Raw genomic sequence first — 25,344 nt, forward strand, 5'->3', positions numbered from 1 at the left:
GGGCGCGGCCCCGCCGTCACCGGTCGATCTCGACCAGGGTCTCGATCTCCACAGGCGTGTCCAGAGGCAGGTCCGCGACCCCCGCCACCGCACGGGCCTGCGCGCCGCGGGCGCCGAACACCGCCTCGTAGCGCGCGCCGGCGCCGTCGACGGCCGCGTCCAGGTCACGGAACCGGGGTGCCACCGCCACATCACCGGTGACCTTGACGATGCGGGTCACCCGGTCGACCCCCGCCACCGCGTCGACGGCGGCCGGCGACGCGAGGGCGAGGCGCCGGCTCGGCTCCCGGGCCAGGGCCACCGTCACCTCCCCGCCGACATGCCCGGTCGCCACCAGCCTGCCGTCCTCAAGGGGCATCTGCCCCGCCACGAAGACGAAGCGGCCGCTCACGACGGCGGGCACGTACCGGCCCTTGGGCGGACTGACCGACGGCAGGCCGAGTCCCAGCGAGGCGAGAACCTCCGAGGGGGGCCGGTCCGCCTCATGCGGCGACATGGGCCGAGTCCAGAGGTGCCGTGGCTGGACATCGGGGGAGTCGGGGGGAGTTCCACGTCAACGGAGGGGAGCGGAACCCCGTGCCCGGCCCGCGGCCTCGGCGAGCTCCCTTGCCCGCCGCGCGGCCCGGGCCACGGACCCCCGGTGCGCCGGCCCGTGTCCGGGCAGCAGCAGGTCGCCGTCCAGTTCCTCGAACACGTCCAGCGACGCCACGGTCCGGGCGCGCTCGTGGTGGAACATGTCGGGCAGCAGTTGCGGCCCCTCGGTCCGGGAGATGGGGTGGCCGGTGACCAGGGCGTCGCCCGAGATCACCACCCCGGTCTCCGGCAGGTGGTAGGCGCAGTGGCCGTCCGTGTGTCCCGGAGTGTGCACGGGGACGGGCCTGCCGGGCAGGTCCAGGGCGCCCACCGCCGGGAACGGCCGCGGCTCGGCGACCGGCAGGTGCGCGGTGCCGCCGGAGCGGGCGGCGTGCGCGATCCACGGCAGCACGCCCGGTCGCCAGGCGTTGCGCAGGACCGTCGGGATCGGGACCTGCTGGAGGAAGTCCCGCCGGGCGTGCGGTACTTCGGCTTCGTGCAGCAGGACGGGCGTGCCGTACGTGGAGCGCAGGTACTCGGCGGAGCCCAAGTGGTCGTTGTGGGCGTGCGTGATGAGGACGGCCGCCACCGCCTCCGGCGAACTCCCCACCGAGGCCAGCGAGTCGAGCACCGCCTGCCGGTCACCGGGGTAGCCGGTGTCGATCAGCGTCACCGCGTCCCCGTCGGTGAGGATCACCCAGTTGGTGTTGCTGCCGTGCACCAGATAGGTGCCGTCCGCGACCTGTCGCACGTCGGCGCTCATCGCTCACTCCGCGTCCTGAGAGGGGCTGGTGGACGGGAACAGCCAAGCAGACGCCGGGCGGTGGCGGAGCGGTGGGTTCCGGTCGGTCTCACCGCACGCCGTGCGGGCGGAACTGGACGCTGATCCGGCCGCCCGCGACCCGCGCGGACTTCGGTACGCAGTGCTCCCAGGTGCGCTGGCAGGAGCCGCCCATCACGATCAGGTCGCCGTGGCCCAGCGGCCGGCGCACCGCGCTGCCGCCGCCCACCGGACGCAGCAGCAGGTCCCGGGGCGTGCCCACGGAGAGGATGGCGACCATCGTGTCCTCGCGCGCGCCCCGGCCGACCCGGTCGCCGTGCCAGGCGACGCTGTCCCGCCCGTCCCGGTAGTAGCACAGGCCCGCCGTGGTGAACGGCTCGCCCAGCTCCTCGCCGTAGTGCGCGGTGAGGGCGTCGCGGGCCTCGTCGAGGACCGGGTCGGGCAGGGGGTCCCGCGCCCCGTAGAAGGCGAGCAGCCGGGGGACGTCGACCACCCGGTCGTACATCTCGCGCCGCTCCGCGCGCCAGGGGACCTCGGCGGCGAGCCGCTCGAACAGCGCGTCGGCGCCGCTCAGCCACCCCGGGAGCACGTCGATCCAGGCGCCGGAGCCCAGCCGGGTGCGGCGGATTCCGCCGAGCGGGCCGAGCCGTGGCCGGTCGGTCTGGTCGAAGAGGGAACCCTGGAGGTGCGTGGCCATACCCCGAGCGTACCTCGCAATCGAACGTACGTTCCAGGCGTGGTGCGGGAGGTTCGCATGCGCCGGTGAATCGGATACGTTCCCGTATCGAACGCAGACCGACGGTGACGGAGCGGGCCGCGGCAGGGCGGTGGCCGAGGGAACAACGGAACGAGGAAGGGACGATCGCCATGGACGCCGACGTCATCGTCGTCGGAGCGGGCCTCGCGGGACTGGTCGCGGCGCACGAACTGACCGGCCGGGGCCGCCGGGTGGCCCTCGTCGACCAGGAGAACGCCGCCAATCTCGGCGGGCAGGCGTTCTGGTCGTTCGGCGGGCTGTTCCTCGTCGACTCCCCGGAACAGCGGCGCCTCGGTGTCAAGGACAGCTTCGAGCTGGCCTGGAACGACTGGCAGGGCAGCGCCGGCTTCGACCGCCTCGACGACGAGGACTCCTGGGCGGTGCGCTGGGCCCGGGCGTACGTCGAGTTCGCGGCGGGGGAGAAGCGGTCCTGGCTGGACGGGCACGGCATCAAGCTGCTGCCCAACGTCGGCTGGGCCGAGCGCGGCGACCTCCGGGCCGACGGACACGGCAACTCGGTGCCCCGCTTCCACATCGCCTGGGGCACCGGCACCGGAGTGGTCGAGCCCTTCGCGCGGTACGCCAAGCAGGCCGTGCGCGACGGACTGCTCACCTTCCACCACCGGCACCGCGTCGACGAGCTGATCATCGAGGGCGGCACCGCGCGCGGCGTACGGGGCACGGTCCTGGCCGAGGACAGCTCACCGCGCGGTGTCGCCTCCAACCGGGACCGGACCGGCGACTTCGAACTGACCGCCCAGGCCGTGATCGTCACCTCCGGCGGCATCGGCGCCGACCACGACATCGTCCGCCGGTACTGGCCCGAGCGCCTGGGCACCCCACCCGCCCAGATGGTCACCGGCGTCCCCGCCTACGTCGACGGACGGATGCTGGACATCAGCGAGGCGGCGGGCGTCCGCCTGGTCAACCGCGACCGCATGTGGCACTACACCGAGGGCCTGCGCAACTGGGACCCCGTCTGGCCCGGCCACGGCATCCGCATCCTGCCGGGCCCGTCCCCGATGTGGTTCGACGCGCTCGGCCGCCGTCTGCCCGACCCCTGCCTGCCCGGCTACGACACCCTCGGCACCCTCAGGCACCTGCGCACCGACGAGGACATCGCCCCGTACGACCACTCCTGGTTCATCCTCACCCGGAAGATCGTGGAGAAGGAGTTCGCGCTGTCGGGCTCCGAACAGAACCCGGACATCACGGCCAAGGACCGGGCGGCCTTCCTGCGGGAACGGGTCGTCGGCAAGGGCGCCCCGGGGCCGGTGGCCGCCTTCGTGCGCGAAGGCGCCGACTTCGTGACCGCGCCGACCCTCGAACAGCTCGTCGACCGGATGAACGGGCTCACCGACAAGCCGCTCCTCGACGCCGCCGCCGTCCGCCGCCAGATCGAGGCCCGCGACCTCCAGGTGGCCAACCCCTACAGCAAGGACGCCCAGATCCAGGGCATCCGCAACGCCCGCCGCTACCTCAGCGACCGGATCAGCCGGGTGGCGTCCCCGCACCGCATCCTCGACCCGGCGGCCGGCCCGCTGATCGGCGTCAAGCTGCACATCCTCACCCGCAAGACCCTCGGCGGCATCCAGACCGACCTCGACTCCCGCGCCCTCGGCGCCGACGGCACGCCGGTCGAGGGCCTGTACGCGGCGGGTGAGGTGGCCGGGTTCGGCGGCGGCGGGGTGCACGGGTACAACGCCCTGGAGGGCACCTTCCTGGGCGGCTGCCTCTTCTCGGGGCGGGCGGCCGGACGCGCGGCGGCACGGCAGACGGCTTGAGGGCGGCCCTGTGGCGGCTGTCGGAGGCGGTGTCCGGCGCCGTGGGACCCGACGGCCGCCACAGTGCCGGGGCCTGGGGGCCGGGCTTGAAGGGCCGGGTTCGAGGGGGCGGTTGCTCAGCTCCCGCCGAGCAGGCGGACCAGTACGGCGGCGTGGCCGCGGCCGGTGTCCTTGGACGCGGTCAGCAGCGTCACGGGCCCCTGGCCCGCCAGCTCTCTCAGCCGGTCGAGTGCCCCGGCCGCCTCCGGAGCGGCCAGTTCGGCCTCGTAACGCCCGGCGAACTCCTCGTAGGAGCCCTCGCCCGCGTGGTACCAGCGGCGCAGTTCCGTGGACGGGGTGAGTTCCTTGGGCCACTCGTCCACGTGCGCGGCGTCCTTCTTCAGGCCGCGCGGCCACAGCCGGTCCACCAGCACCCGCGTGCCGTCGTCCGGCTCGGGCGGGTCGTAGACGCGGCGCACACGGACGTTCACGGCTCGGTCCCTTCGGCGGCGGACGGCGCTGGGGCCGAGCCTACGCGGCCCCAGCGCCGCCCGCCCGTCCGCTTCCCGGGGCCGGACCGCACGGTCAGCCCGTCCGCCGGCGGGACGCCAGGCGCCGCTTCAGGGCGCGTCGCTCGTTCTCGTCGGTCCCGCCCCAGACGCCGATGGACTGCCCCGTGTCCAGGGCCCATTCCAGGCACTGGTCCCGGACCGGGCAGCGCCGGCAGACCGCCTTCGCCTGTTCGGTCTGCAGCAGGGCCGGGCCCGAGGTGCCGACCGGGAAGAACAGGTCGGGGTCCTCGGCGCGGCAGGCCGCGTGCTCTCGCCAGTCGTCCATCAAAGTCACCTGCGATCGTCGTATCGCGCTGTCACGGATTCGGGTTGCTCACCCTCGGGTGACCTGTGGACGGCGGGGCCAAACGGGCGGAAGGCCGCGAAGTCGCTTCCGGGTACGGGAGTTCCTACGCCCGCAGCGCCCGGGCCGCGGCCGCCCCCACCGCCTCGGCCACCGTGGCCAGGGCCGGCGAGTCGAGCTTCCACTGCTGCCAGTACAGCGGCACGTCGACCGCCGTCCCGGGGGACGGCTCGGTCAACCGGCCGCTGCGCAGCAGGGGTTCGGCCTGCGGCTCGGGCACCATGCCCCACCCCAGTCCGGCGGCGACGGCCTCGACGAACCCCTCCGAGGTGGGGACGTAGTGCCGCACCGGGCTCGCGGACCCGTGTCCGCCACCGAGCCGGCGGACGAAGCCGTCCTGGAAGTCGTCGCGCCGGTCGAACACCACCACGGGCGCCTCCGCCAGTGCCCGGTGCAGCGGTCCGTCCAGGTACCGGGCGGCGAACTCCGGTGCGGCCACCGGGAGATACCGCATCCGCCCCAGCGGCCGTACCGAGCAGCCCGGCACCGCGTCCGGCGACGAGGTCACCGCGGCCATCACCACGCCCTCCCGGAGCAGGGCCGCCGTGTGGTCCTCGTCCTCGCGGCGCAGCTCGAAGCAGAGCGGCGGATCGCGCGGCACCCGGGTGAGCGCGCCGAGGAACCAGGTCGCCAGCGAGTCCGCGTTCACCGCCACCGACACATGGACCGGCTCACCGGCCCCGCTCAGCCCCAGTTCGGCGTGGGCGTCCCGGGCCAGCCACGCCACCTGCCGGGCCAGCCGTACCAGCACCGCGCCGGACGGGGTGGGCCGCACCGGCTTGGTGCGCAGCAGCAGGACCCGGCCGGTCCGCTGCTCCAGGGCCTTCACCCGCTGGCTCACCGCCGAGGGCGTCACGTGCAGCGCCGCCGCGGCGGCGTCGAACGTCCCCTCGTCCACCACCGCCAGCAGGGTCCGCACCTGGTCCAGGGGCAGGTCGCCCAGGGCCGCCGTCGCCGATGCGCTCATCGCGTCACCTTCACAAGAGCTAAGGATACGTAAGAATCTTTAGCTGTACGCGCGATGGCCGCTCGCTTAGCGTCGGGGCATGAACAACGCCCTGGCCGCCGCGGCCGCCGGCTTCGGTACCGGCCTCTCCCTCATCGTCGCCATCGGCGCCCAGAACGCCTTCGTCCTGCGCCAGGGCGTCCGCCGGGACGCGGTCCTGGCCGTGGTCGGCATCTGCGCCCTGTCCGACGCGGTGCTGATCGCCCTGGGCGTCGGCGGGGTCGGCGCCCTGGTGGTGGCCTGGCCGGGCGCGCTGACGGCGGTCGGCTGGATCGGCGGGGCCTTCCTGCTGGGGTACGGCGCCCTGGCCGCCCGGCGGGTGTTCCGGCCGGCCGGCGCGCTGCGGCCGGACGGCGGGTACGGCGACGGCGGGGCGGGCTCCCGGCGGCGGGCGGTGCTCACCTGTCTGGCGCTGACCTGGCTCAACCCCCACGTCTACCTGGACACCGTCTTCCTGCTCGGCTCGGTCGCCGCCGACCGCGGCCCGCTGCGCTGGGACTTCGGCCTGGGCGCGGCGCTCGCGAGCCTCGCCTGGTTCGCCGCGCTCGGCTTCGGCGCCCGCCACCTCGGCCGTTTCCTCGCCAGTCCCCGGGCATGGCGGGTTCTGGACGGTCTGGTCGCCGCCGTCATGATCGCCCTCGGCGTCTCGCTGATCGCCGGGAGTTGACGCCCGTCACACCGCGCCGCCCCACCGCCCTGCGATAGTGAGGACGTCGAAAGATGTAACGACCAAGTAGGAATGCGTGGACACGAGCGACAGCAGTACCGAACCCCGGGCCCAGACCCCCGACGCCGACGACGCGCCCCCCGCCCCGCGCCGGGGCTGGCGCCGCTGGGCGATGGACACCCGCCCCCTGCGCCGCCCCGCCTTCCGGCGGCTGTGGGTCTCCACCATCGTCACGGCCGTCGGCAGCCAGCTCACCGCCGTCGCCGTGCCCAAGCAGATCTACGACATCACCGGTTCCTCCGCCTGGGTGGGCGCCGCCAGCCTGGCCGGCCTGGTGCCGCTGGTCGTGTTCGCGCTGTGGGGCGGCGCGGTCGCCGACACCATGGACCGCCGCAGACTGCTGCTGATCACCAACAGCGGCATAGCCGTGACCTCGCTGCTGTTCTGGGTGCAGGCCGCCACCGGCCTGGAGTCGGTCGTCGTACTGATGGTGCTGCTGGCGCTCCAGCAGGCCTTCTGGGGCCTGAACTCCCCGGCGCGCAGCGCCTCCATCGCCCGCCTGGTCCCCGAGGACGAGCTGCCCGCCGCCAACGCCCTCGGCTCGACCGTCATGCAGACCGGCCAGGTGGTGGGCCCCCTGCTCGCGGGCGTCCTGATCCCGGTCATCGGCCTGCCCGAGCTGTACCTCATCGACGCCGTCGCCCTGTGCGTCACGGTGTGGGCGGTCTACCGGCTGCCCGCCCTGCTGCCGCTGACGGGCGGCGGGAAGGGGCGAGCGGGCCTGCGCGAGGTGGTGGCCGGCTTCCGCTACATCGCCGGGCACACGGTGCTGCTGCTGTCCTTCCTCGCCGACATCGTCGCGATGGTGTTCGGCATGCCCCGGGCCCTGTTCCCGCAGCTCGCCGCCGAGACGTACGCGGGCTCGGGCGAGGGGCTCGCGCTGGGCCTGCTGTACGCGGCCATCCCGATCGGCGCGGTGGCCGGCGGACTGTTCTCCGGCACCTTCTCCCGGGCCCGGCGGCACGGCTGGATGGTGATCGGCGCGGTCGTCGCCTGGGGCGCGGCCGTCGCGGGCTTCGGACTGAGCGGGAGCCTGTGGCTCGCGGTGGTCTTCCTCGCGGTCGCGGGCGTCGCCGACATGGTCTCCATGGTCTTCCGCGGCGCCATCCTGCTGTCCGCCGCGACCGACGAGATGCGCGGCCGGATGCAGGGCGTCTTCACGGTCGTCGTCGCGGGCGGACCGCGCCTGGCCGACGTGCTGCACGGCACCGCGGGCTCGGCCTTCGGGGCCCGCGGCGCCGTGACGGGGGGCGGGCTGCTGGTCGTCGTGGTGATGCTGGGCCTGGCCCTGACGGTGCCCGCCCTGCGCCGCTACCGCGTCTGACCCGCTACAGCGGGCCGCCCCGCCGGTGCAGCGCGTACTGCTCCAGGAGTTTGCCCCGGGTCGTCTCCAGCCGGTGCGCCAGGATCTCGGCGACGGACCGCACCAGGACCACGCCGAGCCGGGGATCGTCCTCGCAGAGCCGGAGCACCGCGGCGGCGTCGAACTCGTAGGCGCGCACCGCGCTGAACGCCTCGGCGCCGAAGTCCCACCGGTACGGCGGGAACAGCCAGGACCAGCCGAGCAGGTCGCCCGCGCCGAGGCTGGCGACCGTCACGCTCTGCAGCGACGTCACCCGCTGGGTGAGGGAGACGGCGCCGGAGCGGACCACCCAGAAGCGGTCGGCCGTGCCGCCCGCCTCGAAGATCCGGGTGTCCTCCGGGAAGTGGACCTCCCTGGCCAGTTCGGTCAGCCGCGCCCGCTGGGGCGGGGGGAGGGCGTTGAGCAGTTTGATCGCTTTGGTCATGACACGGAACTCCTCGCCGGCCGATGCGGTTCCGGTGTTTTCCCTACGCCCATTTCAGCGGCCGGCGCGGCCCTGGGCACCTCGGCGGGCGCGGAGATTCCGTGACGGTATGAAAAAGCCCTGGCTGGACGGGGGGATCCAGCCAGGGCCGTGAACAGTGGCGCCGGAGGACCGCGCGGATCGACTCCGTCACCACGTATAGGTGAACGCTAAACCATTTGCGGACGTTCCATGAAACCGGGGGTGGAGGACGTGACCCGTCTCACCCGTCTCACCCGCCGCACCGCGCGCGTCGGCGGCGGTGCGGCCCGCGTCCGCCGGGCGTGCGACGCCGCAAGGCCGAGGAGTACGGGTCTCATCCGGCGTGCTCCGCGACCACCCGCACCGTCTCCAGCGCCGGGTCGCTCGGGTCCGGCAGGTACATCCCGGCGGCCAGGCCGCTGGTCAGGTAGCGCAGCACCGGCTCGGTCAGCCGCTCGCCCGGCAGGACGGCCGGGATGCCCGGCGGGTACGGGGTGATCATCTCCGCCGCGATCCGGCCGGCCGCCCGCTCCACGGGGACGTCCTCGGTCGGCCCGAAGAAGGCGTCCCGCGGCAGCCGCGCCTGCGCCATCCGCAGTTCGGCCGGTGACGGGACCGCCACCCGGGGGGTGTCCGGCAGCCCGGGGGCGGCCTGCGCGAGCTCCTTGAGCGCCGCGAGCAACTCCCCGGTGGTCTCCCGGTCGTCGCCGTGGGTGATCTGCGCGCCGATCCGCCGGTGGTCCGTCAGGTGGGCGATGATGCCGTGCCGCTCGCGCAGCCGGTCGGCGGCCTGGTAGCCGGAGATACCGAGCCCGTCGAGGTCGATGACGACCGGCAGCGGGTCGAAAGCGTCGGCCAGCCCCGGGCCGCAGAAGTCCGCCCGGTCGTTGACGTGCATGCCGTCGATCTCCTCGACCGCGGCCCGCACCTCCGCCGCCAGCTCCAGCGCGCCGCCCATGATCTCCCGTCCGCCGAGCGCCATCTGGCGGCGCCAGCCGTCCAGCCCCGCGAAGATCAGCACCGAGGGGCTGGTGGTGCTGAGCAGGTCCGCGCGCATGCCCAGCAGCTTCGGCTCCACCAGGTCGCCCTGGAGATGGAAGACGGAACCCTGTTCAAGGCCGCTGCCCATCTTGTGGATGCTGGTCACACAGATGTCGGCGCCCGCGTCCATCGCCCAGGACGGCAGGTCCGGGTGGAAGGGCAGGTGCGCGCCCCACGCCTCGTCGACGATCAGCGGACGTCCGCGCCGGTGGCAGACCTCGGCGACGGCGGCCAGGTCCGCGCCGGCGCCGTACGGTGTCGGACTGGTGATCAGGGCGCCTCTGGCGTCGGGGTGGTCGGCGAAGGCCGCCTCGTACTCCGCCGCGGACGGCGGATGGGCGAGATGGCGCTCCGCGTCCCAGCGCGGCTCGACCCAGACCGGCTCGATGCCCGACAGCACCAGACCGGACACCACCGACTTGTGGGCGTCCCGGCCGATCAGCAGCTTCTCGTGCGGCCCCGCGACCGCGAGCATCGCCGCCTTGACCGACAGGGAACTGCCGCACGTCGAGAAGAAGGTGTGGTCGGCGTGGACGGCGTCGGCCATCAGTTCCTGGGCGCGCTGGAGCACCCGGTCACGGGTGAGCCGGTCGTCGAGCCCCCCGGTCGCCAGGACGTCACCGAGGAAGACCGCGTCGCCCAGCACCTCACGGACGGCCGGGTCCGCGCCCCGCGCCTGCTTGTGCCCCGGGGGCGTGAACGACAGCCGGCCCTCCCGGCGGTAGTCGGCGAGAGCTTGGAGCACCGGAGCCTGGGTGTGATCGATGGCCATGCCCTGCGGTTTCCCCGCTCCGGACGCCCCAATCGACACCGTCCGAGGGGTCAGCCCCGTTCCGTCCGCCGGCCTGGCGTCAGTACCTCGTCCAGCACCCGCAGCACCGCCCCGTAGGCCACCGACCGCACCTCGGCCTCCCGCGCTCCCTCCGGGTCGGTCGGCCGCAGCTCGTCCCGCCGGGTCCGCCAGGTCCGCTCCTCCTGGGCCGCGCAGGCCCGCGCCCGGTGCATGCGCCGCAGCAGTTCGTCCGAGTCCACAACATCCGTCATGCACACCGCGTACCCCCGGTACGGCGGCCGCATGGCCACTGGGCCGTACGGAGGTCCTGAGGTTTGCGGGTGCGGTGAGAGGTCAGCCGGAACACGACGCAGCCGCGGGCAGGGCGGGCTCCGGCTCGGTTCACACGATGTTCCACACGACCAGGGAGCTGACGGATGTGTGAGAAGCCCATGACCCCCTCCGCCACCGAGCGGAACGGCACGGAACACGACGGTGCCGGACGTGACCGGCCGCCCAGGCCGAGCAAACCCGCCGACGCGCGCCGGGCCGTGGAGCGCGCGGTCACCGCGCGCTGCCGGGAAGGCGGCACCCGGTACGACGCCGACGCCCTGTCGGACGCCGTACTGGTCGCCTCGGAACTGACCACCAACGCCATCCTGCACGGCGGCGGCGTCACCGACTTCCGGGTCGACGTCGACGGCCCCGGGCTGCGGGTCTCGGTGAGCGACCGGAGCGACGAACTGCCGGCGCCCCCGCCACCCGCCGACCTGCGGAGCCGCTGGCGGGTGGGCGGCCGGGGCTGGCCGATCGTCTGCCGCCTGGCCCGCGACGTACGCGTGTCCGAGCTGCCCTCCGGAGGCAAGTGCATCAGCGTGCTGATACCGCTGTCCTGAGTACATTTCGAAAAGCGGAGTTTGTTCCCCGAGGGGAAGGGCAGTCGCAGTTTCGTGCTTCGGACCGGAGGCGCAGCAGCGGGAGCGGTATGGCTGCTTCGGCACTCCAGTCGACCGCAGCGCCGTTCCCGCGGAAGTCCCCCTGAGACCACCGTTCAGGAGCGATCCGCATGCTCATCGACACCCCCACCGACCGTCCCGCCACCCCCGAGCCCACCACCGCCGCCACCGAGCCGACGAGCGCGCCGCCCCGGCGCCGCCACGACGACGCCCCCGACACCGCGAGCCTGTTCACCCGGTTGGCGGCACTGGAGGAGGGACCCGAACGCGACGCGGTGCGTGACGAACTCGTCACCGCGTGGCTGCCCATGGCCCACCGCATCGCGGGCCGCTTCCGCGACCGCGGCGAGTCCGTCGAGGACCTGCGTCAGGTCGCGGCACTGGGCCTGGTGAAGGCCATCGACCGGTTCGACCCGGAGCGGGGCGCCTTCGAGAGTTACGCCGTGCCCACCATCACCGGCGAGGTCAAGCGGCACTTCCGGGACCGGATGTGGGCCCTTCGGGTGCCCCGCCGCGTGCAGGAACTGCGCAACAAGGTACGGGTGGCCCGGCGCGAACTCACCCAGAACCCCGGCAGCCCCGAGCCCTCGACCGCCGACATCGCCGCCCACACCGGACTGACCGAGGAGGAGGTCAGCGCCGGGATGGAGGCCCTGGAGAGCTTCAGCACCCTGTCGCTGGACGCCGAGCTCTCGGCCGGCGACGACGGCTACAGCCTCGCCGACACCCTCGGCACGTCGGACAACTCCTACGACGTCGTGGTCGACCGCGAGTCCGCCAAGGAAGGGCTGCGCAGGCTGCCCGAGCGGGAGCGCGCCATCCTCTACATGCGGTTCTTCGAGGACATGACCCAGAGCCGGATAGCCGACCAGCTCGGCATCTCGCAGATGCACGTCTCCCGGCTCATCAGCCGCAGCTGCGCCCGGGTGCGCGACGAGGCGATGGGCCGGCGCCCCGCCCGCCGGGGCCCTGGACGCCGCCCGGCGCCCTGACCCTCCGGGCCGCCCCGGCCTCCCTCACCAGCCTCCGGGTCCCGGCTGACAGAGGCCGAGGCCGTCGCGTCCCGGTCGGCCTCCGCCGCACCGTGCCCGGCCACGGCCGGCCCGCGCGGTGCGGCGACGACCGGCCGGGACGCGCCCGCGCGCCCGGGAAGCCTGGCGCACCCACCCCGCCACGCCGACCGGCGTGGCGGGGCACGGGCCTGTCACCGGAGGGGCACGGCACCCCCCCGGGAAGCCGTCTCCACCGGAACCGAACGGTCCGTATCGGCACCCGGGCCGCAGGGTGTGCGCGGTGCGCGCCGGGGCATCCGGGAGTCTCGGAAGGGGAGGACGAGATGACCACGCGAGTACTGGCCGCTACCGCCCGCGGACGGGCCCGCCGGGCGGCCGACGGAACGGTCGCCGAGGGCGCCGCCCGCGCCGGGCTCACCGCCCGGGGCGTGATCTATCTGCTGGTCGGCACCCTGGCCCTGCGGATCGCCTTCGGCGACGGGACCGAGGAGGCCGACCGCTCGGGTGCCCTGGAGGCACTGGCGGACCAGCCGTTCGGCTCGGTCCTGCTGTGGGCCCTGGGCATCGGACTGGTGGGCATGGCCCTGTGGCGGCTGTCGGAGGCGGTGTTCGGCGCCGTGGGACCTGACGGCCGCACGGCGAAGAAGCGGCTGGCGGCCACCGCCCGCTGCGGGTTCTACGCCTTCGTCGCCTACTCGGTGCTGGCGTTCGCGGTGAACCCCCGCAACGGTTCCGGCGGCTCCAGCGACCAGCAGTCCCGCGACGTCACCGCCCGGGTCCTTCAGATGCCCGGCGGACAGTGGCTGGTGGGCATCGCCGGTGCCGGCATAGTCGTCGCCGGTGTCGTGATCGGCGTCCAGGCCGCCCGGCGCGGCTACCGCAAGAAGCTCAAGGCGAGCGAGCTCGCCCCCTGGTCCCGGCGGCTGGTGGACGTGACCGGCGTGGCCGGGGGAGTGGCGCGGGGCCTGGTGTTCGCCGTGGCCGGCGCCTTCGCCGTACGGGCCGCGGTCGACTACGAGCCGGGCCGGGCCAAGGGCCTGGACGACACCCTGCGCTCCTTCGCCGAGACCCCGCTCGGACCCATGCTCCTGGCCTGCGTCGCGGCCGGACTGGTGCTGTTCGGCGTGTTCTCGTTCGCACTGGCCCGCTGGCGCCGCGTCTGAGGGACGCGGGAGGGGGAACACGGAGCAGATGAACGAACACGAGATTCCGCCGGACGGCCGTCCCGTGGACGTCTACCTCGACCTTCTGCGCGTCCGGATGGACAGCGAGGACTACCGGATGCTGCTCAGCGTCGTGGAGCCGGTTCTACGGGCGATCGACGACCAGCAGATGCCCACCATCGACTTCGCCCTCGACGGGCAGGACGCCGACGCCCTGCCCCAGGAGATCCGCGACGAGGCCGCCCTGGTCATCGCGACCGCGGTGACGGGCCGGCTCGACAACGAGGTGATCGAGATCAGCACCGAGGAGACCGGGCCGATCCGCGTGGTCACCGACGCGGCCACCGCCTCCGACCCGGACCGCCTCGGTGAGATTGCCGACTACCTCAAGGAACGCCACCGGCAGAACGAGGAACTGCGCGGCATCGCCGAGGCGAGCGGCCTGCCCAGCGACTTCTGACCGCCCGCGGCCCCCGGGCGAGCCCCGCCGTCACCGCTTCGGCGTCGCCACGGGCACGCCCAGCGGCCGGGCGAGTCCGGTCACCGCCTCGTCCAGCCGCTCCAGGTGGCGCAGCACCCGGCCGGTGATCCGGCCGTAGCGCGGGACGCCGGCGGTGTCGTACTCCAGCAGCGAGGCGATACTGGGCCCGGTCTCGACCTCCACGGCCGTGCTCGGGTCCGCGACGTGCGCCGCGATCGCCCCGATGTTGCGTACCGTGCGCCGTACCGCGCCGCGCAGCCGGGGGTCGGCCGCGATGGACGGGTGGGCGGGCAGCAGCTCGGCCGTCGCCGCCAGCGAACGCGCGTGGTACGCGCAGGTCTCCAGGAGCGCCACCACGTACCGCGCGGTGTCCCGCCGGGCCCGCAGGGGCGTGATCGGGTGCGTCAGCGGCTGGGTGGCGCCGCGCAGATCGCCGAGGGCCTGGTCGAGGTCGCGCGCCCGGTCCAGCAGATCGGCGGCCGGCCCGCCGCTGAGCTGGTCCACGGCGCCCTCGGTGACGTCGGTGAGCCGCTCCAGGACCGTGCCGAGCAGGTCGTCCGTACGGCTGTCGGTGCGCACCGGCAGCACCAGCGCCGCCGCCACCACCCCGCAGGCCGCGCCGAGCGCCGTCTCCTCCACCCGCAGCAGCAGCACCGACATGCTGTAGGTGTGCAGCAGGGTGTACAGCAGCCCCAGCATGGCGGTGACGAAGAACGACATCAGGGTGTACGACAGCGGCGCCGTGTAGAACATCGCGAAGATGAACACCAGGACCAGCGCGAACGCCGTCCAGGTGTGCTGTCCGACCAGCCCGGCCAGGACGATCCCGGCCACCACCCCGAAGACCGTGCCCAGCAGCCGCCGGTAGCCCTTGACCAGGATCTCGCCGGTGGACGCGGTGTTGATGAACACGATCCAGCAGGTGAGCACCGCCCAGTACCAGCGCTGCGCGGAGAGCATCTCGCCGCCGACGATGGCCAGCGACGAGCCGACCGCGACCTGCACGGCCGCGCGCGTGGTGGGCCGCCGCAGCCCGGTCGGCTCCGCCTCGTCCGCCTCCTCCTCCCCGGCGTCGATCGCCGCGTCCTCGGCGTCCAGCTCCTCGCGGGAGCGGGTGGTGGCGGGGGAGTCGTCGGACTCGTCCTGCGGCCCGTCCAGGGCGACCCTGAGGCCCATGACCGCGCGGGCCGTCTCACCGATGCCGCGGAAGACGTCCTGGACGGCCGGGGACGCGGTGGGCAGGTTCTCCTCGTCGCGGTAGCCCAGCAACCGGTTGCGCAGGTGGGACAGGGCGGTGCCGCGCGCCTCGGCGGGTGGCCGTACCACCAGTTCCCGCAGTGCGGTGAGGTCACGGCGCAGCAGCGTGACGGCCTCGTCCGCGCCCGGCATCCGGCGCACCGACGGCGCCGGGGCGCCCGGCAGGTGCAGGGTGAGGGTGTCCGCCCGCCGGGCGCTGCGCGCGGTCAGCAGCAGCAGCCCGAGCCGCTCGGCGGCGATCTCGGCGTCCGCGATACGGCGCTGCACCAGCCGGGTCGTGGAGGCGTCCAGCGTGTTGTCGTCCAGCCGGGTCTGGATCATCAGCGCCGTCTCGTGCAGCCGGGCGTGGCCCTCCCGCAGGTCCTCCAGCACCTTGTCGATGTCGTCCGGACCGGCGTCCAGCAGTTCCAGCTGGGCGGAGATCAACTGGGCCAGCCGGGCCCGGAAGGCCTGCCGCAGCCGCTGGAGGATGCCCGCCGGGGTCGCCGGCACGATCGCGAACCGGACCAGGGCACTGGACGCGAAGGCCACGGCCAGGGAAAGGTACAGCTCCGGCAGCTCCGCCACGGTCGCCCCGACGAACAGGGAGACGAAGTACAGCTGGAAGCCGATCAGGCCGAGCGCCGTGCCCCGGTCGCCGAACCGGCGGCCGTAGACGGCACAGAAGATGAGGACGACGAAGAAGGCGTCGCCGATCACCACCCGCGAGGCGAGCAGTGCCGCCAGGGACACCGAGGCGAGCGCGACGGGCAGTCCCAGAGCCAGGGTGACGGCCTGCGGGCCGCGCTGCTTCTCCTGGATGGCGAAGGTGGCGACCATCGCCGCCATCGCGCCCGCCACCAGATGCGGGACGTCGGAGCCGCGCACGGCCAGCACGGCGAGCGCCAGCGCGATCGCGCCCACCGTCCGCAGCCCGGCGACCAGCCGGAGCAGTCCTGGATCGGAGGCGGCGACGCGGTCCCGCAGCCGTGTCCGCACCGAGCGCCCCGCTGCCTTCACGCCGCCGTACTCTCCCCTGGTCGAACCCGGTCCAACACCTAGATCGACTTCTCAGCATCTCATGCCGTGACCGGGTCCCGCGCGCCGGGTCAGGTCGTCGCCCGGCCGGCCCCCTCGACATGGGCCCGGACCTCTTCCGGCGACAGGTAGGCGTCGGTGTACTCGAAGTCCTTCAGCTTGGCCGGTTTGCGGGCCTGGAAGCCGGTGCGTACGAAGTCGTCGCCGGCCACCGCGTTGAGCAGCCAGTTGGTCATCACCCGGGTCTTGGCGACGCCGGTGCGCAGCGCCGACCAGTGGTAGCCGCGGGCCACCGCCTGCGCGGGCACGCCCCGCAGCTCCACGCCCAGCGGCTTGGACACCGCGTCCGCCCCGCCGAGATCGACGACCAGACCCAGGTCCTTGTGGACGTACGGCCGCATCGGCTGACCGCGCAGGGCGGCGATGACGTTGTCGGCGACGTGGACGCCCTGGCGCATCGCGTGCTGCGCGGTCGGCGGGCAGACGGCGCCGTCCTGGCCCTTGGCGAGGTCGGGCACGGCCGCCGCGTCACCGAGCGCGAAGATCCCGTCGTGGTCGGGCAGGCACATCTCGGCGGTGACCGCGAGCCGGCCCTTGACCGTCTCCGCGCCGAGCGTGGCGATGAGCGGACTGGCGGCGACGCCCGCGGTCCAGATGAGCGTGCGGGTCGGGATCACCCGGCCGTCGGTGAAGGTGACCTCCTCCGGAGCGGCCTTGGCGATGGAGACGCCCAGCGAGATCTCGATGCCGCGCCGGCGCAGGATCTCCAGGGCGCTGCGGCCCAGCTTGTCGCCCAGCTCGGGCATCAGCTTCGGGGCGATGTCGATCAGGTGCCACTTGATGAGCTTCGGGTCCAGCCGGGGGTAGCGCTTGACGGCGGCGCACGTCAGGCGCTGGAGGCAGGCCGCAGTCTCCGTACCGGCATAGCCGCCGCCGACCACCACGAACTGCAGCCGGGAGGCACGCTCGGCGGGGTCGTCGCTGGCGTCGGCCAGGTCGAGCTGGGTGATGACGTGGTCCCGGATGTACGCGGCCTCCGCCAGGGTCTTCATGCCGAACGCGGTGTCGGTCAGCCCGGGGATGTCGAAGGTGCGGGTGATGCTGCCGGGCGAGAGCACGATGTAGTCGAACGGCTCGTTGACGATCTTGCCGGTGATGCTGCGCACCACACAGACCTTGGCCTTCAGGTCCACACCGATGGCGCCCCCGGGGATGATCCGGGTGCGGTACTTGCTGCTGCGGCGCAGCGAGACCGCGACCGACTGGGGGGTCAGGACGCCGGAGGCGACCTGGGGCAGCAGGGGCAGGTAGAGCTGGTAGGCGAAGGGCGTCACCAGCGTGATCTCCGCCTCGCCCGGGGAGAGTTTCCTCTCCAGGCGGCGGACGCACTCCACACCGGCGAAACCTGCGCCGACCACCAGGATCCTGGGTCGTGTCACGGTGTCATCCCTTTCTGCGGCTCCGGGCGGTCTTCCTCGAACGTCCTTCGCCTGCCCCTGGATCGCTGCTTCGCACCCACCGATCTCATCGCGCCGTCCGCCGTTTCGCCAGCCGGACGCGGCAGCCCGGCGAACACACCCGCCGGCTCAGCCCTGATCCCGCAGGTGGCACAGGAGCAGGCACACGTCGTCGTCCCGCTCGGAGTCGCTCAGCAGCGGGCCCAGGATGCCGTCGGCCGCACCCCCCAGGTCGATGTCCAGCTCCGCCGGTCCGAACGACCCGAGCGCCGCCGCCAGCCGTTCGATGCCCGGGTCTATGCCCCGCGCCCGCCGCTCCACCAGACCGTCCGTGTACAGCGCCAGCGTGGTCCCGGGCGCCACCCGTACGGTGTGGTCGGCGATGTCCTGCTTGAGCGGAATGCCCAGCATGGCGCCGGGCTTGGCGTCCAGGATGCGCACCCGGCCGTCCGGGCCGCGCAGCACCGGCGGCGGATGGCCGGCCGCCGCCCAGGTCATCGTCGGCTCGTCCGGGTGGAAGCGGGCGATGACGGCGGTGGCGTACAGGTCGGGCTGGAGGTTGTGCAGGAAGTTGTGGAGCCGGGTCAGCAGGCGGCCGGGGCTGCCGCCGTCCACCGCGTAGGCGCGCAGCGCGGTGCGCAGCTGGCTCATCATGACCGCCGCGTGCAGCCCGTGCCCGGTGACGTCGCCGACCACCGCGATCACCCCGCCGTCGGGCTGACGGAACGCGTCGTACCAGTCGCCGCCGATGTTCATTCCCTGGGCGGCCGGCAGATAGCGGGCGGCCATGCCGAGGAAGCCGGGCGTGGGCAGTTCCGTCAGCAGCGCGCGCTGCAGCGTCTCGGCGATGTCCCGGTTGTGCTCGTAGCGCCGCGCGTTGTCGATGGCGATGCTGGCCCGCCGGGTCAGCTCCACCAGCATCACGGCGTCGTCGGGGTCCCAGCGCTCCCCGGGCGGCGACATGGTCAGCACGCCCAGCGGCTCGCGCCGGGTGGGCAGCGGGATGCACAGCACCGGCCGGTCCGTGTGCTCCGGGGACGGCGGGTGGTCGTCGACGCCGGCAAGCCGCCCCGGATGGCCGGCGGCGTACTGCGGACGCCCGGTGCGGGCCGCGGTCAGCGCCGCCGGATGGGCCGTGGCGCCGCGCGCGTCGCCGTCGGTCTCGAACAGCCACAGGTCGACGTTCCCGGCGTAGGCGGGCACCAGCAGGTCCGGGAGGCGGCGCAGGATCTCGTGGTGGTTGAGCGGCGTGGTCAGCACCGCGCTGGCGTCCGCCAGGAACGTCAGCCGGCGCCGGGCCTCCTCCGCCTCGGTGCGCGCCTTGCGCTCGGCGGCGAACGCCTCCCGCTGCGCCCGCCCGGCGGCGTCCAGTTCGGCGTGGAGCGCCACCACGCCCTGGTTGGTCTGCTGGAGCTCCTCCCGGTGGAAGGCGACCAGTTCCTCCTGTTCGCGCAGCTTGCGCAGCACCAGCGCGGTGTCCTCGTCGGCGCCCAGCAGCGCCTCCGCCAGTGCCGCCGGGTCGTCGGCCACCGCGCCCGCCTCCGGCGCGCGGTCCGGCTCCCGGCACACCAGCGTCATCCGCCAGGGCGGCTGGCCCGCCTCCGACACCTCACGGGACGGCGTCACCAGCACCTCCAGGCGGCCCTCCCCGCACTCCCGCGCGATCGGGTTCAGGGTGAGCCGCCAGGTGCCGCCCTTGGTCAGGCACTGGCGCAGATGCGCGCTGAGCGCCGCCGACAGCCGGGTCCGTTCCAGCGGCGGCACCCCGTACGCGGCGGCCAGCCGGGCGGTGGCGATACGCGCCCGGGCCGCGTCGAGGACGCCGGAGATCTGCCACGTACGCATCATCACCGGTCCGACGGGTTCGAGGTCAGCACGGCCACGGCGGTGTCGTCCCGCACCGGACGCGCCGGGCTGCTGGCGTCGCGCACGGTCACCGCGGCCGTGACGGCGGGGTCGACGCAGGGGCGGCACGTCTCGGGCGGCGGCGTCCAGCGGCTGGGCAGGCCGTCGCTGTGCAGGATGAGCAGGTGGTCGTCGCCCCAGACTGCCTCCTCCTCGCGCAGGGTCCCCGGCCGGTGCACCCCGACGATCCCGGGCCGGGACACCAGCGGGCGCCACACCCCGGCCGCGCACAGCCGCGCCCCCACGTTGCCGATCCCGGCGAACCGCAGCCGCCCGGCCCGCAGATCGACCTGGGCCACCGCGACGGCCGCCCCCCGGGTACCGCGCAGCGCCCCGTCCAGCCGACGCAGCGCCTCGGCGGGCGGCAGCCCGGCCGACGCGCGCAGGGCGTCGGCGGCGGCCGTGGAGGCGAGGGCCGCCTCCGGGCCGTGGCCCAGCCCGTCCGCCAGCATCAGCGTCACCCGGTCCCCGGACCGCACCCACGCCCAGGCGTCCCCCGAGTACTCCGCCCCGCCGAACGGCACGTTCACCCCGCCCGCCCGGACCCCGGCCGTCAGCCCCGGGGCGTCCGGGCCGGCGCCCGTCCGGGGCAGCGCGGCGCCGACCCGGGCCAGCGCCACCGTGCCCCGGCCCGGGACACTGTGCAGCTCGAAGTGGCCGGCGATCCGCCGGCAGGTGCCCAGGCCCGCGCCGAGCGACCCCGCGGTGGAGAACCCGTCGCGCAGCGCCTCGGCCACGTCGGCGATGCCCGGGCCGTGGTCGATCGCCGCGATCTGCACCACCGGGTCCGCGTCCCGGCCGGCTGCCAGCACGGGCGGCGCCACGACGTCGATGAGGACCCGGCCGCCGCCCGCGTGCTTGAGCAGATTGGTGGCCAGCTCGGTGGCGACCAGCGCCGCCACCGCGGTGCGCGGCTCGTCCAGCGAGGCGGCGGCGGCCGCGTGCTCGGCCGCGACCCGGGCGTCGCGCACCCGGGTCGAGTCGTGCACCGGCACCTCCCACACGCGCGGCATTCAGAACTCCTCACGCGGCCTGGGAGGCCGACCGGTCCAGGACGTCACCCGGACCGTCGTACCGGCGCCCGGGGCGCTCTCGATCGCGAACTCGTGCACCAGGCGGCGTGCCCCGCCCAGGCCCATGCCCAGTCCGCCGCCGGAGGTGTAGCCGTCGCTGAGCGCCTGCTCCACGTCCGCGATGCCCGGCCCCTGGTCGCTGAAGACCAGCCGCAGCCCGTGCGCGGAGCCGTCGACGAGGTGCTGCGACTCCATCGTGCCGCCACCGCCGTACACCAGGGTGTTGCGGGCCAGTTCGCTGGCCGCGGTCACCAGCTTGGTCTGGTCCACCAGGCCGAAGCCGAGCTGGGCGGCGGCCTGCCGCACGTGCTGGCGCACCCACATCAGATCCAGGTCCGAACGGATCGGCAGGCGGGCCTCGACGCCCGCTGCCGTGCCCATCACGGACGCTCCGGGCGCGGGGCGCCGGGACGGGCGGACGGGACGGGCACGTCCAGCAGCTCCATGGCCGCCTCGGTGCTGAGCGCGGTGTGCAGCCCGGGCAGCGTCAGACCCAGCTCCACCAGGGTGATCGCGACCGCGGGCCGCATGCCGACGATCACGGTCCGGGCGGCCAGCAGACTCGACTGGGCGGCGATCTCGGCCAGCACCCGGCCGAGGAAGGAGTCGACGATCTCCACGCCGGAGATGTCGATGACCACACCGGTGGCCCCGCTGGCCACCACCGTCTCGGAGAGGTCCTGCTGGAGCTGCTGGGCGGTGCTGTCGTGCAGGTCTCCCTGGAGGGTGACGAGCAGGACCTGCCCCAGCCTGAGCACCGGGACGTGTCCGGCGGAGGGGCCGGAGAAGGCCTGGCTCACCGCTGGTCCGTACCGTTCGGCGAGGTGTTGAAGATGCCGGCGCCCAGCTTGTGCAGCGCGTAGCCCAGCGCGTCGGCGAGGCCGGCGCGGGTGATCACCCCGCCCAGGTCCAGGCCGAGGTGGACGATGGTCTGCGCGATCGCCGGGCGGATGCCGGAGACGATGCACTCCGCGCCCATCAGCCGGGCCGCCTGGACCGTCTTCATCAGGTGCTGGGCCACCAGCGAGTCGACCGTCGGCACCCCGGTGATGTCCAGGATCGCGTACCGCGCCTGCTGCTCGACGATGGCCTCCAGCAGCGTCTCCATCACCACCTGGCTGCGGGCGCTGTCCAGCGTCCCGATCAGCGGGACCGCCACGATGCCGTCCCACAGCTTGATGACCGGCGTGGCCACCTCCATCAGCTGCAGGCGCTGCCGGTCGATGAGGGCCTGCCCCTCGCTCAGCGCGGTCTGCATGACCAGGACCCGCAGGGTGCCCATGAGCACGCTCAGCGTGGTCGTACAGGCCCGGGCGTGGTCGGCCGGGGCGTCCCGCAGGTCCTCCAGGAGCAGGTTCTCCACGGGCGGACGCAGCGACGCCAGTTCGCTGGAGATCTGCCCGGTGCTCAGACCGGCCCGGGAACGGGCCGCGGCCATCCGCCCCAACTGCTCCCGTACGGGAGCGAATCCGGCGGCGTCCGGGTCCTCCACCCGCGCCACGTCCGCGACCTCGGCCAGGGCGTCGACCACGGCCCTGCCCGCCTCCACCGCCTCGTCCCGCGAGACCGTGAACACGGCCCGGAACAGGGGCTCGTCCGCCCAGCGCTGCGCGATCTGCTCGCGACGACCGCGCAGGAAGTCGCGGACCTCACCGGTCGGCGTTCCGGGCGTTGTGTCCACTGCGTGCTCCGGCACCTGTTTCACTCCTCATCCGCAACTGCGTCGCGCGAACCGTTGCGGCAACGGGCCGGCGACGTGACTCTGCCGGGCGACAACTGTAACCACCCGCCGACCTCGTACGACACCTCGTGCGGCAGCTCGCCGGACGGCCGGCGCGAGCCGCGGCCGGGCGAGCGGCGCCGGTCAGCCGCCGTGCTCCCGCTCCCCGTCCTGCTCCCCGTCCCGTCCGGCGGCGGCCCCTTCGTCGACGAGGGCGAGCGCGTCCTCCACGCTCTCCGAGACGGGGACCGTGATGCTGACGCCGGTGAGGTCCAATATGCGGCGCACCGCGGAGGTGGGCCGGATGATGTGCACGCTGCCCGGCAGGTCCCGGGCCTCCTGGTAGACCCGCAGGATGATGTTCATGCCGGAGGAGTCCATGAACGGCACCGCCGACAGGTCGAGCAGGAAGTGCCGCCGGCCGTGGTGGAGCTGGTTGGCCAGGTGGTGCTGGAACTCCGTCGCGGTGTCGACGTCCAGGTAACCCTCGACGGTGAGCAGCGCCACGTCCTGCCGGGGCAGGGTCACCTCGACGGACAGCGGATTCTGGGCAATGGGCACGTGTACCTCCATCAGATGCGGACAGCCAGGCCGGTTACCCCCGTGAGTCACTTCGATGCGTGCCCTTTCCGGGGCGCGCGGGTGATCAAGATCTCATCGCATGCCAGGTCCCCCTCGTCCGCGGCGTCCTCACCGCGCACGCGCGCATACCCGCTGCCGCGCCCTTCATGCCTGCCGGACGGGCAGCGGGTACACGCGCGCCGGGCTCACGCGAGGCGGACGCCCACCAGACAGGTGTCGTCGTCCGTGTCCGACCTGCTGTAGGTGAGCAGGCGGTCCAGCTGCTGGTCCAGCGTGGTCGGCGCGGTCCGTACGGTGGTCAGCAACTGGCTCAGCGACTCCTCCACGGAACGGTCCCGCCGCTCGACCAGACCGTCCGTGTACATCAACAGGGTGTCGTCGGCGGCCAGTTGCGTCTCGGCCTCCTCGTACCGGGCCTCCGGGACCGCGCCCAGCAGCATGCCCTTGACCAGCGGCAGCGGCGCCGCCGACCCGTCCCGCACCAGCACCGGCGGCAGATGGCCCGCCCGGGCCCAGCGCAGGGTGCGCCGGGTGGGGTCGTACAGACCGCACACCGCCGTCGCGGTCACCCCGCCGGTCAGATGGTGCGCCACGATGTTCAGCCAGGACAGCAGCTGGCCCGGGCCCGCCCCGGTCACCGCCAGGCCGCGCAGCGCGTTGCGCAGGACCACCATGGTGGTCGCGGCCTCTATGCCGTGCCCGGCCACGTCGCCCACGCACAGCAGCACCAGCCGGTTCGGCAGCACCACCGCGTCGTACCAGTCGCCGCCCACCAGCTGCTCGGTCTCCGCGGGCCGGTAGCGGACGGCGACCTGGAGGCCGTCCATCCGCAGCGGCGCCTGCGCGGGCGGCATGATGGCGTGCTGCAGCTGCAGGGTCAGCCGGTTGCGTTCGCTGGCCTGCTGCTCGGTGTGGGCGAGCTGGTCCCGGGTGGCGGCCAGCGCCACCTCGGTCCAGTGCTGCGCCGAGATGTCCTGGCAGGCGCCGCGCAGCATCAGCAGCCGGTCGTCGGTGTCCAGGACCGGCTCGGCCACCACCCGGATGTGCCGGGTCACGCCGTCCGGCCGGGCCAGCCGGAACGCCGCCGAGGCCGGCCGCCGGTGGTGCATCAGGGTGCGCAGGAACCGGCCGATGGTGACGGCGTCGTCCGGGTGGGCGTGGGCCGGCAACTGCTCCAGCGGCACCGGGGTGCTCGTCTCCGGACGCCCGTACAGGTCGAACAGCTGCCCGTTCCAGGTGATCTCGCCGGTCAGCAGGTTCTCCTCGAACCCGCCGATGCGCCCGAGCCGCTGGGCGTGCTGGAGCAGGCTGGCCAGCCGCGCCGTCTCGTCCTCGATGCGCCAGATCAGCAGGACGGCGTTGCCGTGCCGGCTGATGCTGATGTCCGCGACCGCCGACAGCGCGACCTGGTCGACGAGGGCGGTCAGGTTCATCCGGTGCGCCCGGAACGGCTCCCCGGTGGCGTACACCCGCTCCACGTTCTGGAACAGTGCGCTGTCCCCGGCGGCCATCGGGTACGCCTGGAGCAGCAGCGCGCCGTTCACCACGGCACGGGGCCGCCCCGCCGGGTCCAGGAAGCGGTCGTTGACGTGCTGGATGAGGAAGTCGGCCAGGCTCCCGGAGTCGTCCAGGTGGGGCACCAGGACCAGGGCCGGGTCGTGCAGTCCGTCGGCCAGGTCCATCAGCTCCGCCGCGTCCGGCAGCACCCGCGGCTCCAGCCCGGCGCCCGGCACCGGTACGCGCGTCTCCAGCGTGTGCGCGCACAGCTCGGCCAGCGCCTCCACCTGCCGGACGACCTGCGGGGGCTGCGGGGCCAGCGGCACCGGCCAGGCGATCTCCAGGACGCCGTGCACCCGCCCGCCGGTCCCCGCGGGCAGCGCCACCCGGCCGCCCCGGGGGTACTGGTGCCGGCCGAGGCTGGGCAGCCCGGTGTCCGCCAGCGAGGTGATCCACCGCCCGTCCCGGCCGGTCAGGCCAGAGCGGGCCACCGTCGCGACGTCCGGCGGCACGTACCGCCAGCGGGCCGCTTCGGCGGGGGAGAAGCCAGCGCTGCCGGCCAGGGTGAGCGAGCCGTCGGAGCCCGCCGCCCAGATCGCCACGGCCACCGCGCCCAGCGGCCGCAGCGCCTGCTCCAGCAGGGCGTCGGCGACGGCCTGGGTGTCGTCGGCGGCCAGCGCCCCGCTCTCGGCGGCCCGCAGCCGCACCGCGGCCGACTCCGCCGCCTGCTCGTCCTCGGCCTCGGCGGCGGCGGTGGCCGCCAGGAAGGCGTCGGTCACCTCCGACATCCGGTCCCGGGCGGCCTGGTTGATGACGTCCACCGCGAACTCCAGCGGCGTCACCTGGGCCTGCTCGGCCAGCTCGGCGAGCTGCCGGGCGGCCTGCGCCGGGCCGCAGCCGAGCCGTTCGACCAGGATGCCCTTGGCCAGTTCGATCAGGGCGCGTCCCTCGGCCTCCGCCTGGGCCCGGCTCACCTCGCGGCTGAGCCGCTCCACGGTGGCCGCCAGCCGGCCCACGGGCGACCCGGCGGAGACGCCCACGAGGTCGCCCACGAAGTCACCGACGGGTCCGTCGGGTCCG

General features: G+C 74.1%; 25 protein-coding genes. 7 read left to right on the forward strand and 18 right to left on the reverse strand.

The window, feature by feature from the left end; translation table 11 throughout:
• Positions 1-16 precede the first annotated feature (16 nt).
• The 3 genes from J7I94_RS12785 to J7I94_RS12795 form a co-directional block, all read right to left on the reverse strand.
• On the reverse strand, positions 17-496 hold the full coding sequence (locus tag J7I94_RS12785) for a RidA family protein (protein ID WP_215167181.1): 480 nt from the start codon (positions 494-496) through the stop codon (positions 17-19).
• A 57-nt stretch (positions 497-553) separates the two neighbouring features.
• The gene (locus J7I94_RS12790; RefSeq protein WP_215167182.1) at positions 554-1,336 is read right to left on the reverse strand and encodes an MBL fold metallo-hydrolase; all 783 of its coding nucleotides are present in this window, start codon (positions 1,334-1,336) and stop codon (positions 554-556) included.
• An 88-nt stretch (positions 1,337-1,424) separates the two neighbouring features.
• Entirely contained in the window at positions 1,425-2,051 is a 627-nt protein-coding gene (locus tag J7I94_RS12795) for an alpha-ketoglutarate-dependent dioxygenase AlkB (protein ID WP_215167183.1), read from the reverse strand.
• Between the two features lie 170 nt (positions 2,052-2,221).
• Here J7I94_RS12795 and J7I94_RS12800 point away from each other — a divergent pair, with 170 nt between their 5' ends.
• Positions 2,222-3,895: an FAD-binding dehydrogenase gene (locus J7I94_RS12800; RefSeq protein WP_215167184.1), complete on the forward strand. Its 1,674-nt coding sequence runs from the start codon at positions 2,222-2,224 to the stop codon at positions 3,893-3,895.
• Between the two features lie 116 nt (positions 3,896-4,011).
• On the opposite strand, the gene J7I94_RS12805 is transcribed toward J7I94_RS12800, so the two are convergent.
• The 3 genes from J7I94_RS12805 to J7I94_RS12815 all read right to left on the reverse strand — a co-directional run bounded on the left by J7I94_RS12805 (position 4,012) and on the right by J7I94_RS12815 (position 5,756).
• Positions 4,012-4,365, reverse strand: coding sequence for a DUF488 domain-containing protein (locus J7I94_RS12805; RefSeq protein WP_215167185.1), 354 nt, complete (start codon positions 4,363-4,365; stop codon positions 4,012-4,014).
• 94 nt (positions 4,366-4,459) lie between these two features.
• A complete protein-coding gene (locus J7I94_RS12810) occupies positions 4,460-4,711 on the reverse strand; it encodes a WhiB family transcriptional regulator (RefSeq protein WP_215167186.1) in 252 nt (83 codons plus the stop codon).
• A gap of 124 nt (positions 4,712-4,835) precedes the next feature.
• Positions 4,836-5,756, reverse strand: coding sequence for a LysR family transcriptional regulator ArgP (locus J7I94_RS12815; RefSeq protein WP_215167187.1), 921 nt, complete (start codon positions 5,754-5,756; stop codon positions 4,836-4,838).
• Positions 5,757-5,835: 79 nt separating this feature from the next.
• Here J7I94_RS12815 and J7I94_RS12820 point away from each other — a divergent pair, with 79 nt between their 5' ends.
• Both J7I94_RS12820 and J7I94_RS12825 read left to right on the forward strand, forming a co-directional pair.
• Complete coding sequence (locus tag J7I94_RS12820) at positions 5,836-6,462, forward strand: LysE/ArgO family amino acid transporter (RefSeq protein WP_215167188.1); 627 nt, start codon at positions 5,836-5,838, stop codon at positions 6,460-6,462.
• A gap of 76 nt (positions 6,463-6,538) precedes the next feature.
• Positions 6,539-7,846, forward strand: a complete 1,308-nt coding sequence (locus J7I94_RS12825) for an MFS transporter (RefSeq protein WP_215167189.1) — start codon at positions 6,539-6,541, stop codon at positions 7,844-7,846.
• A 4-nt stretch (positions 7,847-7,850) separates the two neighbouring features.
• On the opposite strand, the gene J7I94_RS12830 is transcribed toward J7I94_RS12825, so the two are convergent.
• The 3 genes from J7I94_RS12830 to J7I94_RS12840 form a co-directional block, all read right to left on the reverse strand.
• Entirely contained in the window at positions 7,851-8,309 is a 459-nt protein-coding gene (locus tag J7I94_RS12830) for a cyclic nucleotide-binding domain-containing protein (RefSeq protein WP_215167190.1), read from the reverse strand.
• A gap of 355 nt (positions 8,310-8,664) precedes the next feature.
• Positions 8,665-10,143 (reverse strand): aminotransferase class I/II-fold pyridoxal phosphate-dependent enzyme, encoded by a 1,479-nt coding sequence (locus tag J7I94_RS12835; RefSeq protein ID WP_215167191.1) that lies wholly within the window; start codon positions 10,141-10,143, stop codon positions 8,665-8,667.
• A 50-nt stretch (positions 10,144-10,193) separates the two neighbouring features.
• Positions 10,194-10,415, reverse strand: coding sequence for a hypothetical protein (locus J7I94_RS12840; RefSeq protein ID WP_215167192.1), 222 nt, complete (start codon positions 10,413-10,415; stop codon positions 10,194-10,196).
• A 165-nt stretch (positions 10,416-10,580) separates the two neighbouring features.
• Between J7I94_RS12840 and J7I94_RS12845 the strand changes: the two genes are divergently transcribed.
• The 4 genes from J7I94_RS12845 to J7I94_RS12860 all read left to right on the forward strand — a co-directional run bounded on the left by J7I94_RS12845 (position 10,581) and on the right by J7I94_RS12860 (position 13,735).
• Positions 10,581-11,039 carry an ATP-binding protein gene (locus J7I94_RS12845; protein WP_251075058.1) on the forward strand — a complete coding sequence of 153 codons (459 nt, stop codon included), beginning with the start codon at positions 10,581-10,583 and terminating at the stop codon, positions 11,037-11,039.
• Between the two features lie 170 nt (positions 11,040-11,209).
• Positions 11,210-12,091 (forward strand): SigB/SigF/SigG family RNA polymerase sigma factor, encoded by an 882-nt coding sequence (locus J7I94_RS12850; protein WP_215167193.1) that lies wholly within the window; start codon positions 11,210-11,212, stop codon positions 12,089-12,091.
• 344 nt (positions 12,092-12,435) lie between these two features.
• Positions 12,436-13,275 carry a DUF1206 domain-containing protein gene (locus J7I94_RS12855; RefSeq protein WP_215167194.1) on the forward strand — a complete coding sequence of 280 codons (840 nt, stop codon included), beginning with the start codon at positions 12,436-12,438 and terminating at the stop codon, positions 13,273-13,275.
• Positions 13,276-13,303: 28 nt separating this feature from the next.
• Entirely contained in the window at positions 13,304-13,735 is a 432-nt protein-coding gene (locus J7I94_RS12860; protein ID WP_215167195.1) for a hypothetical protein, read from the forward strand.
• 30 nt (positions 13,736-13,765) lie between these two features.
• Here the strand turns inward: J7I94_RS12860 and J7I94_RS12865 are convergent, their stop codons facing one another.
• From J7I94_RS12865 to J7I94_RS12905, 9 genes are all read right to left on the reverse strand, one after another.
• Complete coding sequence (locus J7I94_RS12865; RefSeq protein ID WP_215167196.1) at positions 13,766-16,012, reverse strand: FUSC family protein; 2,247 nt, start codon at positions 16,010-16,012, stop codon at positions 13,766-13,768.
• Between the two features lie 89 nt (positions 16,013-16,101).
• Entirely contained in the window at positions 16,102-17,469 is a 1,368-nt protein-coding gene (locus J7I94_RS12870) for an NAD(P)/FAD-dependent oxidoreductase (protein WP_308114555.1), read from the reverse strand.
• A 147-nt stretch (positions 17,470-17,616) separates the two neighbouring features.
• Entirely contained in the window at positions 17,617-19,335 is a 1,719-nt protein-coding gene (locus J7I94_RS12875) for a PP2C family protein-serine/threonine phosphatase (RefSeq protein WP_215167197.1), read from the reverse strand.
• Positions 19,335-20,405, reverse strand: a complete 1,071-nt coding sequence (locus J7I94_RS12880) for an ATP-binding SpoIIE family protein phosphatase (protein ID WP_215167198.1) — start codon at positions 20,403-20,405, stop codon at positions 19,335-19,337. The genes J7I94_RS12875 and J7I94_RS12880 overlap by 1 nt, the downstream gene beginning before the upstream one ends.
• Positions 20,406-20,846, reverse strand: coding sequence for an anti-sigma regulatory factor (locus tag J7I94_RS12885; protein ID WP_215167199.1), 441 nt, complete (start codon positions 20,844-20,846; stop codon positions 20,406-20,408).
• Complete coding sequence (locus J7I94_RS12890) at positions 20,846-21,265, reverse strand: STAS domain-containing protein (protein ID WP_215167200.1); 420 nt, start codon at positions 21,263-21,265, stop codon at positions 20,846-20,848. Before J7I94_RS12890 ends, J7I94_RS12885 begins: the two co-directional genes overlap by 1 nt.
• The gene (locus J7I94_RS12895; protein ID WP_215167201.1) at positions 21,262-22,161 is read right to left on the reverse strand and encodes an STAS domain-containing protein; all 900 of its coding nucleotides are present in this window, start codon (positions 22,159-22,161) and stop codon (positions 21,262-21,264) included. Before J7I94_RS12895 ends, J7I94_RS12890 begins: the two co-directional genes overlap by 4 nt.
• 168 nt (positions 22,162-22,329) lie before the next feature.
• The gene (locus J7I94_RS12900; RefSeq protein WP_215167202.1) at positions 22,330-22,746 is read right to left on the reverse strand and encodes an STAS domain-containing protein; all 417 of its coding nucleotides are present in this window, start codon (positions 22,744-22,746) and stop codon (positions 22,330-22,332) included.
• Positions 22,747-22,952: 206 nt separating this feature from the next.
• Positions 22,953-25,316, reverse strand: a complete 2,364-nt coding sequence (locus J7I94_RS12905; protein ID WP_215167209.1) for a SpoIIE family protein phosphatase — start codon at positions 25,314-25,316, stop codon at positions 22,953-22,955.
• Positions 25,317-25,344 lie beyond the last annotated feature (28 nt).

Origin of the sequence: Streptomyces sp. ISL-12 (assembly GCF_018614415.1) — a bacterium.
In the GTDB taxonomy this organism is placed as follows: Bacteria; Actinomycetota; Actinomycetes; order Streptomycetales; family Streptomycetaceae; genus Streptomyces.